The organism is Amycolatopsis thailandensis, from assembly GCF_002234405.1.
Lineage (GTDB): Bacteria > Actinomycetota > Actinomycetes > Mycobacteriales > Pseudonocardiaceae > Amycolatopsis > Amycolatopsis thailandensis.
In genome coordinates this window covers 23,099-37,170 of record NZ_NMQT01000167.1, presented here as the reverse complement: position 1 = coordinate 37,170, position 14,072 = coordinate 23,099, and the positions used below count along the sequence as shown (strand labels likewise).

The 14,072-nt window shown below is 67.2% G+C and carries 16 protein-coding genes and 1 pseudogene; 7 read left to right on the top strand and 10 right to left on the bottom strand.

Features of this window, described 5'->3' with window-relative positions:
* Positions 1 to 25 precede the first annotated feature (25 nt).
* Positions 26 to 1,264 carry a D-alanyl-D-alanine carboxypeptidase family protein gene (locus CFP71_RS38720; RefSeq protein WP_093938861.1) on the top strand — a complete coding sequence of 413 codons (1,239 nt, stop codon included), beginning with the start codon at positions 26 to 28 and terminating at the stop codon, positions 1,262 to 1,264.
* 4 nt (positions 1,265 to 1,268) lie between these two features.
* On the opposite strand, the gene CFP71_RS38715 is transcribed toward CFP71_RS38720, so the two are convergent.
* Both CFP71_RS38715 and trpS read right to left on the bottom strand, forming a co-directional pair.
* Entirely contained in the window at positions 1,269 to 2,291 is a 1,023-nt protein-coding gene (locus CFP71_RS38715; protein WP_093938860.1) for a YhjD/YihY/BrkB family envelope integrity protein, read from the bottom strand.
* Positions 2,292 to 2,332: 41 nt separating this feature from the next.
* Positions 2,333 to 3,352, bottom strand: coding sequence for a tryptophan--tRNA ligase (gene trpS / locus CFP71_RS38710; RefSeq protein WP_093938859.1), 1,020 nt, complete (start codon positions 3,350 to 3,352; stop codon positions 2,333 to 2,335).
* Between the two features lie 163 nt (positions 3,353 to 3,515).
* Between trpS and CFP71_RS38705 the strand changes: the two genes are divergently transcribed.
* Positions 3,516 to 4,262 (top strand): S1 family peptidase, encoded by a 747-nt coding sequence (locus tag CFP71_RS38705; RefSeq protein WP_093938858.1) that lies wholly within the window; start codon positions 3,516 to 3,518, stop codon positions 4,260 to 4,262.
* A 596-nt stretch (positions 4,263 to 4,858) separates the two neighbouring features.
* Here the strand turns inward: CFP71_RS38705 and CFP71_RS38695 are convergent.
* The gene (locus CFP71_RS38695) at positions 4,859 to 5,188 is read right to left on the bottom strand and encodes a hypothetical protein (protein WP_093938857.1); all 330 of its coding nucleotides are present in this window, start codon (positions 5,186 to 5,188) and stop codon (positions 4,859 to 4,861) included.
* A 401-nt stretch (positions 5,189 to 5,589) separates the two neighbouring features.
* Here CFP71_RS38695 and CFP71_RS38690 point away from each other — a divergent pair, with 401 nt between their 5' ends.
* Positions 5,590 to 6,477, top strand: a complete 888-nt coding sequence (locus CFP71_RS38690; RefSeq protein ID WP_093938856.1) for a glycoside hydrolase family 19 protein — start codon at positions 5,590 to 5,592, stop codon at positions 6,475 to 6,477.
* A gap of 59 nt (positions 6,478 to 6,536) precedes the next feature.
* Here the strand turns inward: CFP71_RS38690 and CFP71_RS38685 are convergent, their stop codons facing one another.
* Positions 6,537 to 7,034 carry a MarR family winged helix-turn-helix transcriptional regulator gene (locus CFP71_RS38685; RefSeq protein WP_093938855.1) on the bottom strand — a complete coding sequence of 166 codons (498 nt, stop codon included), beginning with the start codon at positions 7,032 to 7,034 and terminating at the stop codon, positions 6,537 to 6,539.
* Positions 7,035 to 7,099: 65 nt separating this feature from the next.
* Here CFP71_RS38685 and CFP71_RS38680 point away from each other — a divergent pair, with 65 nt between their 5' ends.
* Positions 7,100 to 7,600, top strand: coding sequence for a cupin domain-containing protein (locus CFP71_RS38680; protein WP_093938854.1), 501 nt, complete (start codon positions 7,100 to 7,102; stop codon positions 7,598 to 7,600).
* On the opposite strand, the gene CFP71_RS38675 is transcribed toward CFP71_RS38680, so the two are convergent.
* From CFP71_RS38675 to CFP71_RS38660, 4 genes are all read right to left on the bottom strand, one after another.
* The gene (locus tag CFP71_RS38675; RefSeq protein ID WP_093938853.1) at positions 7,594 to 8,523 is read right to left on the bottom strand and encodes a hypothetical protein; all 930 of its coding nucleotides are present in this window, start codon (positions 8,521 to 8,523) and stop codon (positions 7,594 to 7,596) included. The genes CFP71_RS38680 and CFP71_RS38675 overlap by 7 nt on opposite strands.
* 8 nt (positions 8,524 to 8,531) lie before the next feature.
* Positions 8,532 to 8,870, bottom strand: coding sequence for a HepT-like ribonuclease domain-containing protein (locus CFP71_RS38670; RefSeq protein WP_093938852.1), 339 nt, complete (start codon positions 8,868 to 8,870; stop codon positions 8,532 to 8,534).
* On the bottom strand, positions 8,860 to 9,168 hold the full coding sequence (locus tag CFP71_RS38665; RefSeq protein ID WP_093938851.1) for a nucleotidyltransferase family protein: 309 nt from the start codon (positions 9,166 to 9,168) through the stop codon (positions 8,860 to 8,862). The genes CFP71_RS38670 and CFP71_RS38665 overlap by 11 nt, the downstream gene beginning before the upstream one ends.
* A 66-nt stretch (positions 9,169 to 9,234) precedes the next feature.
* Entirely contained in the window at positions 9,235 to 10,041 is an 807-nt protein-coding gene (locus tag CFP71_RS38660; protein WP_093938850.1) for an exodeoxyribonuclease III, read from the bottom strand.
* A gap of 56 nt (positions 10,042 to 10,097) precedes the next feature.
* Between CFP71_RS38660 and CFP71_RS38655 the strand changes: the two are divergent.
* Positions 10,098 to 10,840 (top strand): annotated as a pseudogene (locus CFP71_RS38655) (MBL fold metallo-hydrolase).
* Between the two features lie 59 nt (positions 10,841 to 10,899).
* On the opposite strand, the gene CFP71_RS38650 reads toward CFP71_RS38655, so the two are convergent.
* Both CFP71_RS38650 and CFP71_RS38645 read right to left on the bottom strand, forming a co-directional pair.
* Complete coding sequence (locus tag CFP71_RS38650; protein WP_093938875.1) at positions 10,900 to 11,205, bottom strand: hypothetical protein; 306 nt, start codon at positions 11,203 to 11,205, stop codon at positions 10,900 to 10,902.
* 191 nt (positions 11,206 to 11,396) lie between these two features.
* Entirely contained in the window at positions 11,397 to 12,620 is a 1,224-nt protein-coding gene (locus CFP71_RS38645; protein ID WP_005166487.1) for an NADP-dependent isocitrate dehydrogenase, read from the bottom strand.
* Positions 12,621 to 12,869: 249 nt separating this feature from the next.
* On the opposite strand from CFP71_RS38645, the gene CFP71_RS38640 reads away from it, so the two are divergent.
* Both CFP71_RS38640 and CFP71_RS38635 read left to right on the top strand, forming a co-directional pair.
* A complete protein-coding gene (locus tag CFP71_RS38640; RefSeq protein ID WP_244199995.1) occupies positions 12,870 to 13,379 on the top strand; it encodes a hypothetical protein in 510 nt (169 codons plus the stop codon).
* Between the two features lie 82 nt (positions 13,380 to 13,461).
* On the top strand, positions 13,462 to 14,052 hold the full coding sequence (locus tag CFP71_RS38635; protein ID WP_093938849.1) for a hypothetical protein: 591 nt from the start codon (positions 13,462 to 13,464) through the stop codon (positions 14,050 to 14,052).
* Positions 14,053 to 14,072: the final 20 nt, after the last annotated feature.

Here is a 14,072-nt window from a genome sequence, read left to right as displayed (position 1 = left end):
AGCCCGGCGACGCTACATTGCTCGGGTGCACAGCGCTATCTCCCGGTCGCTCCTGGTCCTCGTTTCCGGTGTGCTCGCCCTCGCGGTGACGCCGGTGGCCACAGCCGCTCCGAAGCCACCAGCCCAGGCGCAGCCGTGCGCGAACAAGACGACACCTCCCGCGCCGATCGACACCTCCGAGAAGCCGCGCCCCGGCGAGGCCGTGCCCGCCCCGTTGCCGGTCCCGCCGGTCCCGGTCGGCGGCGACCGGATGGCCGAATGCGGGCTCGTGCTCCCGAAGCGCGCGCTGAACCCGCCCGACGGGAGCACCGCCGCGTCCTGGGTGCTTCAGGACCTCGAAACCGGCGACGTCATCGCCGCGAAGGATCCGCACGCCCGTCAGCGGCCGGCGTCGCTGATCAAGGTCCTGCTGGGACTGGTCGTGGTCACCGAACTCAAGCCGGAAACGGTCATCACCCCGACCAAGGAGGACGCCGAGCAGGAGTGCACCTGCATGGGCATCGCCGCGGGCGGTCAGTACACAGTGGACCAGCTGCTGCACGGGCTGCTGATGCACTCGGGAAACGACGCGGCGCACGCGCTCTCCACCGTGCTCGGCGGGGTCGACGCCACCGTCGCGAAGATGAACGAGCTGGCCATCCGCGTCGGCGCCACCGACACCCGGGCCGCGACACCGTCCGGGCTTGACGGCCCGGGCATGTCGACCTCGGCCTACGACATGAGCCTGATCTTCCACTACGCGATGAAGAAGCCGGAATTCGCGCGGGTGGTCAAGACCAAGAGCTTCGAAATCCCGCCCACCGCGGGAAAACCGGTCATCACGATCTACAACGACAACAAGCTCCTCGGGACCTACCCCGGATTCATCGGCGGGAAGACCGGCTTCACCGACGACGCCCGGCACACCTACGTCGGCGGCGCGCTCCAGAACGGTCATCGGGTCGCGGTCGTGATGCTCCGTGCCGAACAGCGTCCGACGCGGGTCGTCGAACAGGCGGCGAAGCTCCTCGATTACGGCATCGCGCTGCGTGAGGCCAAGGCCGAATCGGTCGGGCGCATCGAATACAAGGCGACGGAGGCCGTGGAAGCGGGCCAGGCATCGGCCGCGCCGAACGCCGACGGCACGTCGAACAGCGGCGCCGCGGCCGCGGCGGAAGACCCGTTCGGCGTGACCGGCTGGATCATCACGCTGGTCGTCTTCCTGATCATCGTGGCGTCGTTCGTCATCGGCCACCAGCGCAAGAAGGCCATGGCGGGCGAGTAACGGATCAGGACTTCCGGCGGCCGAACCAGCCCAGAAGCGCTCCGGTCGCGAAAGCCCCGCCGACGGCGCCGAGTCCCGGCCCCTGCTGAACGGTCACCCTCGGATGGATCAGCACCGGGGCCGGCGGCTCGATGACCGTCTGCATGTTCTCCTTGGCCGTCGCCGTCCACGCGGTGACGAACAACAGGAACCGCGAAACGAGGTTCGCGAACACGAGCAGGCCGATCACCGGGCCGAACAACGTGAACGCCGGTGATTTCGTGACGCTGCCGAGGTAAACGGTCGCGGCCTGCTGGAGCACGATGAACCCGACGGCGGCGAAGATCGCGCCCTTGACCGCGCTGCGCAGCGCGACGTGCTCACGGGGCAGCCTCGCGATGACCCACAGGAACACCAGGGTGTTCGCGAGCAGGCCGAGCAGGATCGTGGCGACCTTCAGCAGGAACTTGGCCCAGCTCTGCTCCTCCAGGCCGACCAGTTCGAGCAGGAACCGCCCGACGCCACTGCCCGCCGCGGTGAGGCCGAAGGACACCACTAGCGCGAGACCCAGTCCGACCAGCGACAGCAGATCCTTGATCGTCGTCGACACCAACGGCAACTGTTGCTTTTCCTGCCCCCATTGGGCCGTCAGCGCGTCCCGCAGGTTCGTCATCCAGCCGACGCCGGAGTACAGGGCGAGCAGCAGGCCGAACACGCCGATACCGCCGCCGGAGTCCAGCGCCGCCTGGATGATGCTGCCGACCAGATCGCTCAGTCCCTCCGGGACCGACTTCTTGATGCCGTCGACGAGCTGGTTCGTCACCGCGGTGTCGCCGCGGAGCACGATCCCGATGATCGCGAAGGCGACCATCAGGATCGGGATCACCGAAAGCACACTGAAGTAGGTGATCGCGGCGGCGTAGTGGTTCCCGTAGCGCTCGGTGAAGGCGTCGTTCGCCCGGATGAGGTGATCGAGCCAGCCGTACTTCCGCCTCAAGCGCGGTAACAGCTTGTCCTCTTCCGGCTTCGCGCCGTCATCTTTCGCCACCTTGAAACGCTAACCACGCGGCGGCGACATCGCAGCGCGAATCAGCCTGCCGGGGGAAGGAACCCGATGTTGTCGTAGACGTTCCGCAACGTCACCGAAGCGACTTCCCGCGCCCGTTGCGCGCCGAGGGCCAGCGCCTTGTCGAGCTCGGCGACGTCGTCCATGTAGGACTGGACGCGTTCCTGCACCGGCGTGACCCACTCGACGAACGCCTCGGCGACACCCTTCTTCAGGTCGCCGTAGCCCTTGCCTTCGTAGGCGGTGACGAGTTCGTCGACCGACTGGTCGGTCAGCGCGGAGAGGATCGTCAGCAGGTTCGAGACACCGGGCTTGTTCTCGGCGTCGAAGACGATCTCGCGGCCGGTGTCGGTGACCGCCGACCGGACCTTCTTCGCCGACTTCTTCGGGTCTTCGAGCAGCTCGATGAGGCCGTTGCCGGTCGACGAGGACTTGCTCATCTTCGCGGTCGGGTCCTGCAGGTCGTAGATCTTCGCCGTGTCCTTGACGATATGCGGCTCCGGCACGGTGAACGTCTTGCCGTAGCGGTTGTTGAACCGCTGCGCGAGGTTGCGCGTCAGCTCCAGGTGCTGGCGCTGGTCCTCGCCGACGGGGACCTCGTTCGCCTGGTACAGCAGGATGTCCGCGGCCTGCAGGACCGGGTAGGTGAACAGGCCGACGCTGGCGCGATCCGTGCCCTGCTTCGCGGCCTTGTCCTTGAACTGCGTCATCCGGCTCGCCTCGCCGAACCCGGTCTGGCATTCCAGCACCCAGCTCAACTGGGCGTGCTCGGGCACCTGGCTCTGGACGAACAGCGCGCTGCGGGCCGGGTCGACGCCGAGCGCGAGCAACTGCGCGGCCGAACGGCGCGTGCGCTCGCGCAGCACCTTCGGGTCCTGCTCGACGGTGATCGCGTGCAGGTCGACGACCATGTAGAAGGTCTCGTGGGTGTCCTGCAGCCGCACCCATTGCCGCAGCGCACCCAGGTAGTTGCCCAGGTGGAACGAGTCGGCGGTCGGCTGGATCCCGGAGAGCACCCGCGGGCGCTTCAGTTCGTCGGACACGCCCGGATTCTGTCAGGCCGCGTCTCGGCAGGTCATCGGAGGTCGCCCCCGACGAACGGTCTAAACGGTTAAACGCCACATACTTCCGACGGTTCTGGGCGCGTTGTCCGATTCCTAGCGTTCATGGCACCGGATCTTCCGGCCACACCGAAGGAGAACCCAGATGAAGGCACGATCCCTGCTGATGGGCTTGGCCATCGCGGCTGCGGCCGTGTTCACCCTCCCCGGCGTCGCCACGGCTGCCGAGCCCACCGGCGGCGTCCAGCCGAACATCGTCGGCGGCGGCAACGCGACCCAGGTCTACTCGTTCATGGTGTCCCAGCAGTCGAGCTCCGGTGGGCACCAGTGTGGTGGCTCACTGATCAGCTCGACCTGGGTGGTCACCGCGAAGCACTGTGGCACGCCGTACCAGGTGCGCGTCGGCACCACGAACCGCACCAGCGGTGGCACCGTGGCCCGCGTGGCCCAGCGGATCGCCCACCCGAGCGCCGACCTGGCGCTGCTGCGGCTCTCGACGGCGGTTTCGCAGGCGCCGGTCACGATCGCCGACGCGTCCGGGGCCGTCGGCACCGCGACGCGGATCATCGGCTGGGGCCAGACCTGTGCCCCGCAGGGCGGCTGCGGTGCCCCGATCACCCTGCAGCAGCTGGACACCTCGATCGTCGCCGACAACAAGTGCCTCGGCATCAGCGGCGCGAGCGAGATCTGCACCAACAACCCCGGCGGGAACAAGGGCGCCTGCTACGGCGACTCGGGCGGCCCGCAGGTGAAGCAGGTCAACGGTGTCTGGCAGCTGGTCGGCGCCACCAGCCGCGCCGGGAACAACAGCAGCACCTGCGCGACCGGGCCGTCGATCTACGTGGACGTCCCCTACTTCCGCAGCTGGATCCGCAGCAACTCCGGAGTCTGATCCGGTTCCCGCGTCGCCCCACCGTCCCCTGGGGCGACGCGGTCCCAGCCGGTTCAGCAAGGAACCGTGCGGAAGTTCGAAGAGCCGCTCCAGCAGCGCGACCGCCTTCAGGGAGTCGCATCGCTCGGGGCGGCTTCTTCCTGTCCGCCAGTAGCTCAAGGTCGCGACACTGACCCGGACGCCTTGTTGGGCGAGCCGGTGGCGGATCCGGTCGAGTCCGAGACCGCTGTCCGCGATCGCCTGGTCCAGGGCCCGGGGGAAAGGATCACCGGGCCGGTTGCGACGTTGCGTCACCGTCATGCACCCGAGCGTGGCGACCGGCGCGCCCCTAAACAATCCGGGCGGGACTAGGTGTCCCTACCCAAGAAATCCGGCACTTCGCCTTTCGCGGGCTAATCGCGCTCCGCCCCCTTGCGCGCCGACCTGCGTTTAGCGGGCTAAACGCGATCCGTGCGCGCCAGAGCCCCAGGCGACTTTAGCGGGCTAATCGCGATCCGCCGGGGCCTGAGGCCAGAGCGACTTTAGCGGGCTAAACGCGATCCGGGGCCGCGTTGCGTTTCGCCCCCTAAACGCGATCCGGGGCGGGGAGGCGCAGGTCAGCGGCGCTGCTGGCGGGCGAGGGCGTCGTCGGTGAGGACGGCCTCCGCCATCGCGGCGACGTGTGGGGTGGCGGGCTGGGCCGGAGCGACGGGAGCGGGGGCGGCAGCGGCCGAGCGGGCCTTCCGACGCTGACGGAACACGCCGAAGGCCATGCCGACGACGCCGAGCGCGACGGCGATCAGGCCGACCGGGCCCAGAAGACCGAACGCCATCTCCGAGCGTGACGTCGCCTCCGCGGCCGAAGCCGGGACAGCGCCCGCGACGAGCAGCGCGACCGGGATCGCGATGACCGCCGCGGCCCTGGCCGCGGGCAGGGCCGAGCGCATCAGGAGATGAGCTGGGTTCCGCACCGGAGTGCCTCCCGTGACGTGACTTTGCCGAACCGGAACGCTAACCCGAACGAGTGAGCATTTCCAGGCTGCTGGTCAAAAAACTACCGAGCGTGTCAAGACCTGTGGGTTCTGATCAACTCGGGGCACGAGACTAGCCCCTCACAGGGGGGATCTTTCGAGCACCCCTCTTCTCAGAGTTGCCGCGCACACAAAGGGTTTCTGACAAAACCGGACAGGGCTAGGCCATTCGGCTGTCACCACGGGGCCGAACAGGCACGATCCGACTTTCATCGGTTGGTTTCTTGTCCGCAATGGTCTATACCTGTTGGCCATACCCCTTAAAAGGTATAGACCAATATCTCCCTGCATGGTCCCCTCGTACGAAGGAGCCACCGATGTCTCTTCGACGTATTCTCGCGGCGGTCGCCGCCACCTTCGCCGCCACCACGGTCGCCGTGGTCGTCCCGGCCCAGACCGCCTCCGCCGCGGACTGCGTGGCACCGTGGAACGCGAGCTCGGTCTACTGGGGCGGCAACACCGCCTCGCACAACGGACACAACTGGTCCGCCAAGTGGTGGACGCAGAACGAAACCCCGGGTACGGCGCAGGTTTGGGCTGATCAGGGCGCCTGCGGCGGCGGCACGACCAACCCGCCGAACCCGTCCGGTTTCGTGGTCAGCGAGGCCCAGTTCAACCAGATGTTCCCGAGCCGGAACGCCTTCTACACCTACAACGGCCTGGTCACCGCCCTCAGCGCGTACCCGGCCTTCGCGGGCACGGGCAGCGACACCGTGAAGAAGCAGGAAGCGGCGGCTTTCCTGGCGAACGTCAGCCACGAGACCGGCGGCCTGGTCCACATCGTCGAGCAGAACCAGGCCAACTATCCGCACTACTGCGACACGAGCCAGTCTTACGGTTGCCCGGCGGGCAACGCCGCCTACTACGGCCGCGGCCCGATCCAGCTGAGCTGGAACTTCAACTACAAGGCCGCCGGCGACGCGCTGGGCCTGCCGCTGCTGACCAACCCGTGGCTGGTGCAGAACGACGCGGCGGTCGCCTGGAAGACCGGTATCTGGTACTGGATGACCCAGAACGGTCCGGGCACGATGACCCCGCACGACGCGATGGTCAACAGCCGCGGCTTCGGCGAGACCATCCGCAGCATCAACGGCAGCATCGAATGCAACGGCGGCAACCCCGGCCAGGTGCAGAGCCGCGTGAGCAAGTACCAGCAGTTCACCGGGATCCTCGGCGTCGCCCCCGGCGGCAACCTTTCCTGCTGATCCGTCCAGGCAGCTGAAGGGGCTCTTCGCCGCTGTTGACGCGACGAAGAGCCCCTTCGTCATTCGAGAGAGCCCAGAAGTCGGCGCAGCGCCCTGTCCAGGACTTCGAGGTCACCACCCAGCGGCGAAAGCAGCTTCGCGACGTTCGCCGTGTGCTCGGTCATCGCGGCGTCGACGACTTCGAACCCGCGCTCGGTCAGCGTGACCCGGAAGCTGCGCCGGTCCTCGGGATCGAGCGCCCGCTCGACCAGGCCCGCCGACTCCAGCCGGTCGATCCGGCTGGTCATCCCCGCCCGGGACATCATCAGCGTCGCGGACAGCTCGGACGGGATCAGCGTGTACGGCTTCCCGGACCGTCTGAGCGCCGCGAGCACGTCGAACTCGCCTTGCTTCAAGCCGTGCTTCGCGAACACGGCCTCCACCATCGGCGTGGTCAGCATCGTCACGCGGCCGAGGCGGCCGGCGACCCCGATCGCGGTCAAGTCCAGTTCCGGTCGTTCCCGCCGCCAGGCGCCGACCACGTCGTCGATCGCGTCGACGTTCCGCTCTTCACTCACGTCCGCGAGTCTATTCGACAGGAGATAGTTTGACAGCGAACTATCAGTGATGGAACTATCTGGACATGTCACAGAGCATCCAAACCCACGAACCCGTCCTCGTCCGCGCCGCCGAAGCCGAGACCGTCGGCGCGGCCCCCACCCTCGTCACCCTGCTCGCCGACGTCTCCACGACAGGCGGAGTCATGAGCAGCGCGAGAACACAACTCGGCGTCGGTGCCGACGGAGCGGCGCCGCACTACCACACGGGCTCCTCCGAGATGTTCTTCATGCTGGGAGGAAAGCTGGAAGTCCTTGTGGGAGAAGAGATCGTCACCGTTTCCGAGGGCGACATGCTCCTCGTTCCACCCTTGACCACGCACGCTTTCCGCACGGTCGTGGACTCAGCGGCGGACGTACTGATCGTGTTCATCCCCGGCGTGGAACGGTTCGACTACTTTCGCCTGCTGGAAAAAGTCGGCCACGGCGACGCGACCGTCCAAGATCTCTTGGACAGCCAGGAAAAATTCGACAATCACTTCGTCGAAAGTCCAGTATGGACGGAGAGCGCGAAGTCCCGTCAGTAACCGCGTGGCGGATACCCCGGCGGCGGACCGTACGGGCCCGGCTGCGGATGACCCTGCGGTGGGTACCCGGGCTGCGGATACGGCGGCGGCGGGTATTGAGGGTGCGGGTACTGGGGTTGGGGATAGTGCGGCGCCGGGTACTGCGGCGGCGGATATCCCGGCTGCTGCGGATACGGCGGCCGGCCGTACTGCGGCGGAGGCGGGTATTGCTGCGGATACCCGGGATTCTGCGGCGGATACGGCGGTTGCTGGTGTTGTTGCGGCGGTGGCGCGGCGGCCTGCCCGCCACCGAGATGGAACGGCAGAAGCGACACCAGGTTCCCGAGGTGCGCCAGTGTCAAGAGCACGTCGTCCGGCTTCGTCCGGCCGAACGTCGGGTTCTCGACGTAGACCAGTTCCGCGCCCACCAGCGACCAGGTGTGCAGCTTCGACGACCGCATCGTGGCGGCGACCTGCGGCGTCAGCACCCCGACCGCGATCTTCGGATCGGTGTCGATCAGTTTGTACCAGCGATTGAACTTCCGGTCCGCCGTGGCGGGCTCGGGGTACTGATCTACGTCCCAGGCGGCTTCGATGCTCGACACGATCTGGAAGTTCGGCATCGGCGTGGGCAGCGTGATCACCCAGACCGTGTCGATCGAGATCGTGTCCAGCTCGTTGACCTTCTTGTTGGTCCACCGCGTGTGCACGCTCGTGACCGTCGGGCGGCGGTGGTAGTCGAAGACGCTGAACTGGAGCCCGTTGTACGCGCCGCTCAGCGCGCCGAACGCCATCCGCTTGTCACCGCGCTGGTTGAACGGCAGCACCGTCCAGCGCTCCAGGAGGTTCGGCGCGTCCGGGCTGAACTCCCACCCGTACTGGGCGGACATCGCGTAGCGCTCAGCGTTCGTCGCCTCGATCCGCCTGGCTTCGTTCGTTTCCATTACCGGCCTCAGGTCTTTTGCAAGCGCCGAAGAACACCGATCAATCCAGGAAGCCTCTCGGTGAGCACCTGCCACACCAAGGCATCGTCGACGGTCGCGTATCCATGGATGAGAATGTTGCGAAAGGCAACGATACGACCGAGGTCGGGAACCTGCCCAGCGAGAACGCTATCCACTTTGGACAGCTGGTTCAGCGCCTCACCGATGATCTCGAACTGGCGCTCGACCGCCGAGCGCAGCATGGCGTTCGACCGGTAGCCATCGAAGTCTTCGCCCTCACTGAACTCAGTCAGCAGTTCTGCTGCCCTCAACGCCTCCCAAAGGTAGGCGCGAGCATCACGCTGCATAAAGAAGCTCCCGAGTCTCCAGCACCTGCTGCTTGAAGTAAGGATTGCGGATGCTGGTTACGCTGATGAGGTCGACCGGACGTCCCAGCACCTGCTCGAGGCCCTCTTTCAGGTCGAAATAAGTACCGAAGTGATCGAACCCCGGCCCCGCGTCGAACTCGACGAGCACGTCGACATCGCTGGACACCGAGTCGAACCTGTCACTCACGGCAGAGCCGAACAGATCGAGGCGACGCACCGAGTGTGTTCGGCAAAGATCCTCGATCTCGCGCTTCTTGAGTTCGATCGACTCGTGCACGGCCGCCACCTCCTGAGCCTGATTGTGCCCGACCTAGTCCCGGAGGTCACGGTGACCGGCCTCAGGTCAGCCGGAATAGGTCGCCGTCACCGGCGCGTGATCCGACCAGCGCTGGTCGTAGGACTCGGCGCGTTCGACCACGACGGACGTGCACCGCTCGGCCAGCCCGGGGGTGGCGATCTGGCAGTCGATGCGCCAGCCCGAGTCGTTGTCGAACGCCTTCCCGCGGTACGACCACCAGGTGTACGGGCCGGGACCTTCCGGATCGAGTTTGCGCTGCACGTCGACGTAACCGGCCTCGGTGAACACGCGGCCGAGCCACTCCCGCTCCTCCGGCAGGAAACCCGAGCTCTTCTGATTCCCGCGCCAGTTCTTCAGGTCGGTCTTCTCGTAGGCGATGTTCCAGTCACCCACGACGACGACCTCGCGGCCGCCGGCCTCGGCCTTGGCGCGCAGGTCGACGAGGTACGGCAGGAACGCCGCCATGAAGCGCTCCTTCTCGTCCTGGCGCGGGGTGCCGACGTCACCGCTGGGCAGGTACAGGCTCGCGACCACGACATTCGGCAGGTGGATCTCGGCGTAGCGGCCGCTGTCCTCGAATTCGGGCTCGCCGAAACCGATGCGGACCTCGTCCGGCTCGGCGCGGCTGAAGAGCATGACGCCGTTGCGCCCCTTCTGCGCGGACGGCGCGTGCACCACGTGCCAGCCTTCGGGCGCGGCGGCACCGGCCGGCAGCTCCTTGAGCTCGGCCCGGACCTCCTGGCAGGCGACGACATCGGCCTTCGTCGAGCCCAGCCACTCGACGAAGCCCTTTTTCGCGGCGGCACGGAGGCCGTTGACATTCACAGTGGAGACGGTCAGCACGATCCGCACGCTACCCGGAGGGTCCGACAGAACCGTCAGTGAGTTCGGTCTGCGAGACTGCGCGCATGAGCGAGCTGACCGTGCTGGGCAGCTGCGGCGCCTGGCCTGAACCGGGACGCGCCTGCGCCGGATTCCTCCTGGTCCACGAGGGTTTCAAGCTGGTGCTCGACCTCGGTTACGGGCCGCGTCACGGCTTTTCGAACACGCCCCCGGCGGCCGGGTCGACGCGGTGGTGGTGACGCATGAACATCCCGATCACTGCGCCGACGTGAGCGCGCTCGGCCGTGCCCGCGCCTACGGGCTGCCGGACGAGCCCAGGATCCCGCTGCACTGCACGCCGGGCACGGTGCGACGGCTCGAAGCGATGGAACCGCGGCCGCATCCGACGACGATCTTCGACGTGTCCGACCTCGGCCCGCCGCGCGAGGTCGGGCCGTTCCGGATGACGACGTTCCTGCTGCCGCACCACGTGCCGAACTACGGGATCCGGCTGAGCGCGCCCGGGCTCACCGTCGCGTACACCGGCGACAGCGGGCCGAGCCCGATCCTGGCCGAGCTGGCGCGCGACGCCGATCTGCTCATCGCCGACGCCACGTTGCAGGGCCCGTCTCCCGACGAGACGCCGCGGCTCGTGTCGACGGCGGGCGAAGCCGGTTACTGGGCCGAGCGCGGGGGCGCCCGGCGGCTGCTGCTGACCCATTTCTGGCCCGGTTCCGACCGCGAGATCTCGGTGACCGAGGCGCGCGAGGAGTTCAGGGGCGAGGTACTGGCGGCCGAGGAAGGCGCCCACTTGCGTTTAGCGGGCTAAACGCGATCCCCCAGGTCAGGGACACGTCGCGTTTAGCGGGCTAAACGCGAAGCCGCAGGTCACGGGCCGCATTTGGCGCCCTGGACCGGGGGCGCGAACTCCGCCGAGACCCACTTGCCTTCGGCGATCTTGCGGAAGCCGTTCTCGACCACCGGCTGCGCGTCGATCTTCGCGTCCTTGACGTACTTGCCGACGATCTTCTGCCCACCGGGGACGTCGCGCGCGTTGAGTACGTCGGCCGTCACCACGACCTGGCAACCGGTCGGGCTCGACGCGCTCGACTCCCGGTCCTGTCCCGAGATGGCGACGACGACGATCAGCGCCAGTCCGCCGCCGATGAACAAGACCGGTTTCGAGATGGCCATGATGGTCACTCCTCGAACAAGGGAATCGTTTTCTGTCCGGTCCAGAGTGGCAGAAACCGGGACGGTCGCCCAGATCCCGGATTGCCAACCACCCGGAGGCGCCAACCGGAAAGTCGCCGGGCTACCCAGGGTCACAACGCGAAAGGCCCCCTTCCGCGAGGAAGGGGGCCTTCGTCGTACTACAGCGAGACTCAGCCCTGGGCGATCTTCTTGGCCAGGTTCTCGTCCAGCGTCGCGAGGAACTCCTCGGTGGTCTGGAACGCCTGCTCCTTGCTGATCAGCAGCGCGAGGTCCTTGGTCATCTTGCCGCTCTCGACGGTCTCGATGACGACCTGCTCCAGCTTGTTCGCGAACCCGATCAGCTCCGGGTTCGAGTCCAGCTTGCCGCGGTGCTCGAGGCCCCGGGTCCACGCGAAGATCGACGCGATCGGGTTGGTCGAGGTCGGCTTGCCCTGCTGGTGCTGGCGGTAGTGCCGGGTGACCGTGCCGTGCGCGGCCTCGGCCTCGACGGTCTTGCCGTCCGGGGTGCGCAGCACCGAGGTCATCAGGCCCAGCGAGCCGAAGCCCTGCGCGACCGTGTCGGACTGCACGTCACCGTCGTAGTTCTTGCAGGCCCAGACGTAGCCGCCCTCCCACTTCATCGCCGCGGCGACCATGTCGTCGATCAGGCGGTGCTCGTAGGAGATGCCCTTGGCGTCGAAGTCGGCCTTGAACTCGGCCTGGTAGATCTCCTCGAACACGTCCTTGAACATGCCGTCGTAGGCCTTGAGGATGGTGTTCTTGGTCGACATGTAGACCGGGTACTCACGGTCGAGGCCGTACTGCAGCGAGGCGCGCGCGAAGTCCTCGATGGACTTGCGGTAGTTGTACATGCCCATGGCGACGCCGCCGCCCTCGGGGAACTTCGCGACGTCGAACTGCATCGGCTCGGAGCCGTCGTCCGGGGTGTAGCTGATGGTCAGCGTGCCGGGACCGGGGACCTTGAAGTTGGTCGCCTTGTACTGGTCACCGTGCGCGTGACGGCCGATGATGATCGGCTTGGTCCAGCCGGGCACCAGGCGCGGGATGTTCTGGATGACGATCGGCTCGCGGAAGATCACGCCGCCGAGGATGTTGCGGATCGTGCCGTTCGGCGAGAGCCACATCTTCTTCAGGCCGAACTCTTCGACGCGCGCCTCGTCCGGCGTGATCGTGGCGCACTTGACGCCGACGCCGTGCTTCTTGATCGCGTTGGCGGAGTCGATGGTGATCTGGTCGTCGGTGCGATCCCGCTCCTCGATGCCCAGGTCGTAGTACTCCAGGTCCACGTCCAGGTACGGGTGGATCAGCCTGTCCTTGATGAACTGCCAAATGATGCGGGTCATCTCATCGCCGTCGAGCTCGACGACGGTGCCCTGGACCTTGATCTTGGCCATGAGCAGCGGTGCTCCTTCCGCGGATCTTCGCGTTCTTCTTCAGTCTCTCCGGTAGCGGTACAAGCGTACTGCTTTACGGTCCTGGATGGTTCCAGTAGTGGTCGGTATCAAGTCTCCACGAGGCCGTTGTGACCGACGTCACCCGGTCGGACGACGGCCATCCGGCCGTCACGGGATCCCCGGAGACCGCGCCATCATCGAACCGCACTCCATTTTCGGCGCAGCAGGCCCACCGGAAGGGCGGTCCCCATGTCCACCAACCCCTACGCCGTGCCGCCGCACGAGCAGCCGTCGGTGCCGGAGCCTTATCTCCAGCCTAGGCAAAGCGGCCGTGCCGTGCCTCGTGTGATCAGCGCGCTCGGCGGGGTCCTCCTCACGCCGGTCGCGCTCGGGCTGGTGATCTACAGCGGCTCGCGCCTGCAGGGGATGTACGCGCAGGCCTACACCGTCGGCGAAGACCCGCTGGGCATGATCCTGCTGATCGTCGGCGGCTTCTTCCTTCTCGGCGTCGCGCTCCTCGGCGCGCTGTCCGGACTCGGGCCGGTCCTCGGCGGGCTGATCTGGGGAGTGATCCCCGGACTGACCACGCTCCTGGGCGGGACGAGCGTCATGAGCAGCCTGTACGACTTCGGCGGCCGCGAACTCGGCGTCGGCCTGGTGTCCTGGCTGGTGCTGGGCGCCCTGTTCGGGAGCGGTTTCCTCCTGGTCGGGGCCGGCCTGGTCGGGACACTGACCCGGCGCCGCTCGAATCGCGTTTAGCGGGCTAAACGCGCTCTGCGGAGATCGAAGTGAACCGAAGGGGCTTCGCGTCCGTAGTCCGGGTCAGGGAGGTGGCCCGCCCATGTCATCGCACCGGTACGTCGCGGAGTACGACGACGAGGACTACCAGGAGTACGGCGAGTACGAGCAAGAGAAGCCCAAAGACCCGCGAAGGCCGTACGAGGACGTCGAGTCGTATGAGCCGTACGAGCCCTTCGAGGACGACCTGGGCACCGAAGACCCCCGCGCGGGCCGGGGCGTGCGTCGCGTCCTCAGCGGCGCAGGCGGGCTGATCCTGACGCCGGTCGCCCTCGGCCTGCTGTCGTGGGGCGGCCTGCGGCAGCAGATGCTCATCCAGGCGACGCTGAGCACCCAACGTGACGTCCTCGGCATCAGCCTGCTGGTGGGCGGCGGGATCCTGCTGCTGGCGGTCGGACTGCTCGGCGCGCTCTCGGCGACCGGGCCGATCCTCGGCGGTCTCGTCTGGGGTGTCGCGCCCGGCCTGGCCGCCGCGGCGGTCCCCGAATGGGGCTTCCGGCTCATGAAGTACCTGCCGCAGAACGACGTCACCTACGGCGTCACGAGCTGGCTGTTCATCGGCGGGCTACTCGGGACGGGCTTCCTCCTGATCGGTGCCGGCCTCGCGTCGAGACTCGCCCGGCGGCGCCGCTGAGCGGGCTGGGACCATCGGCG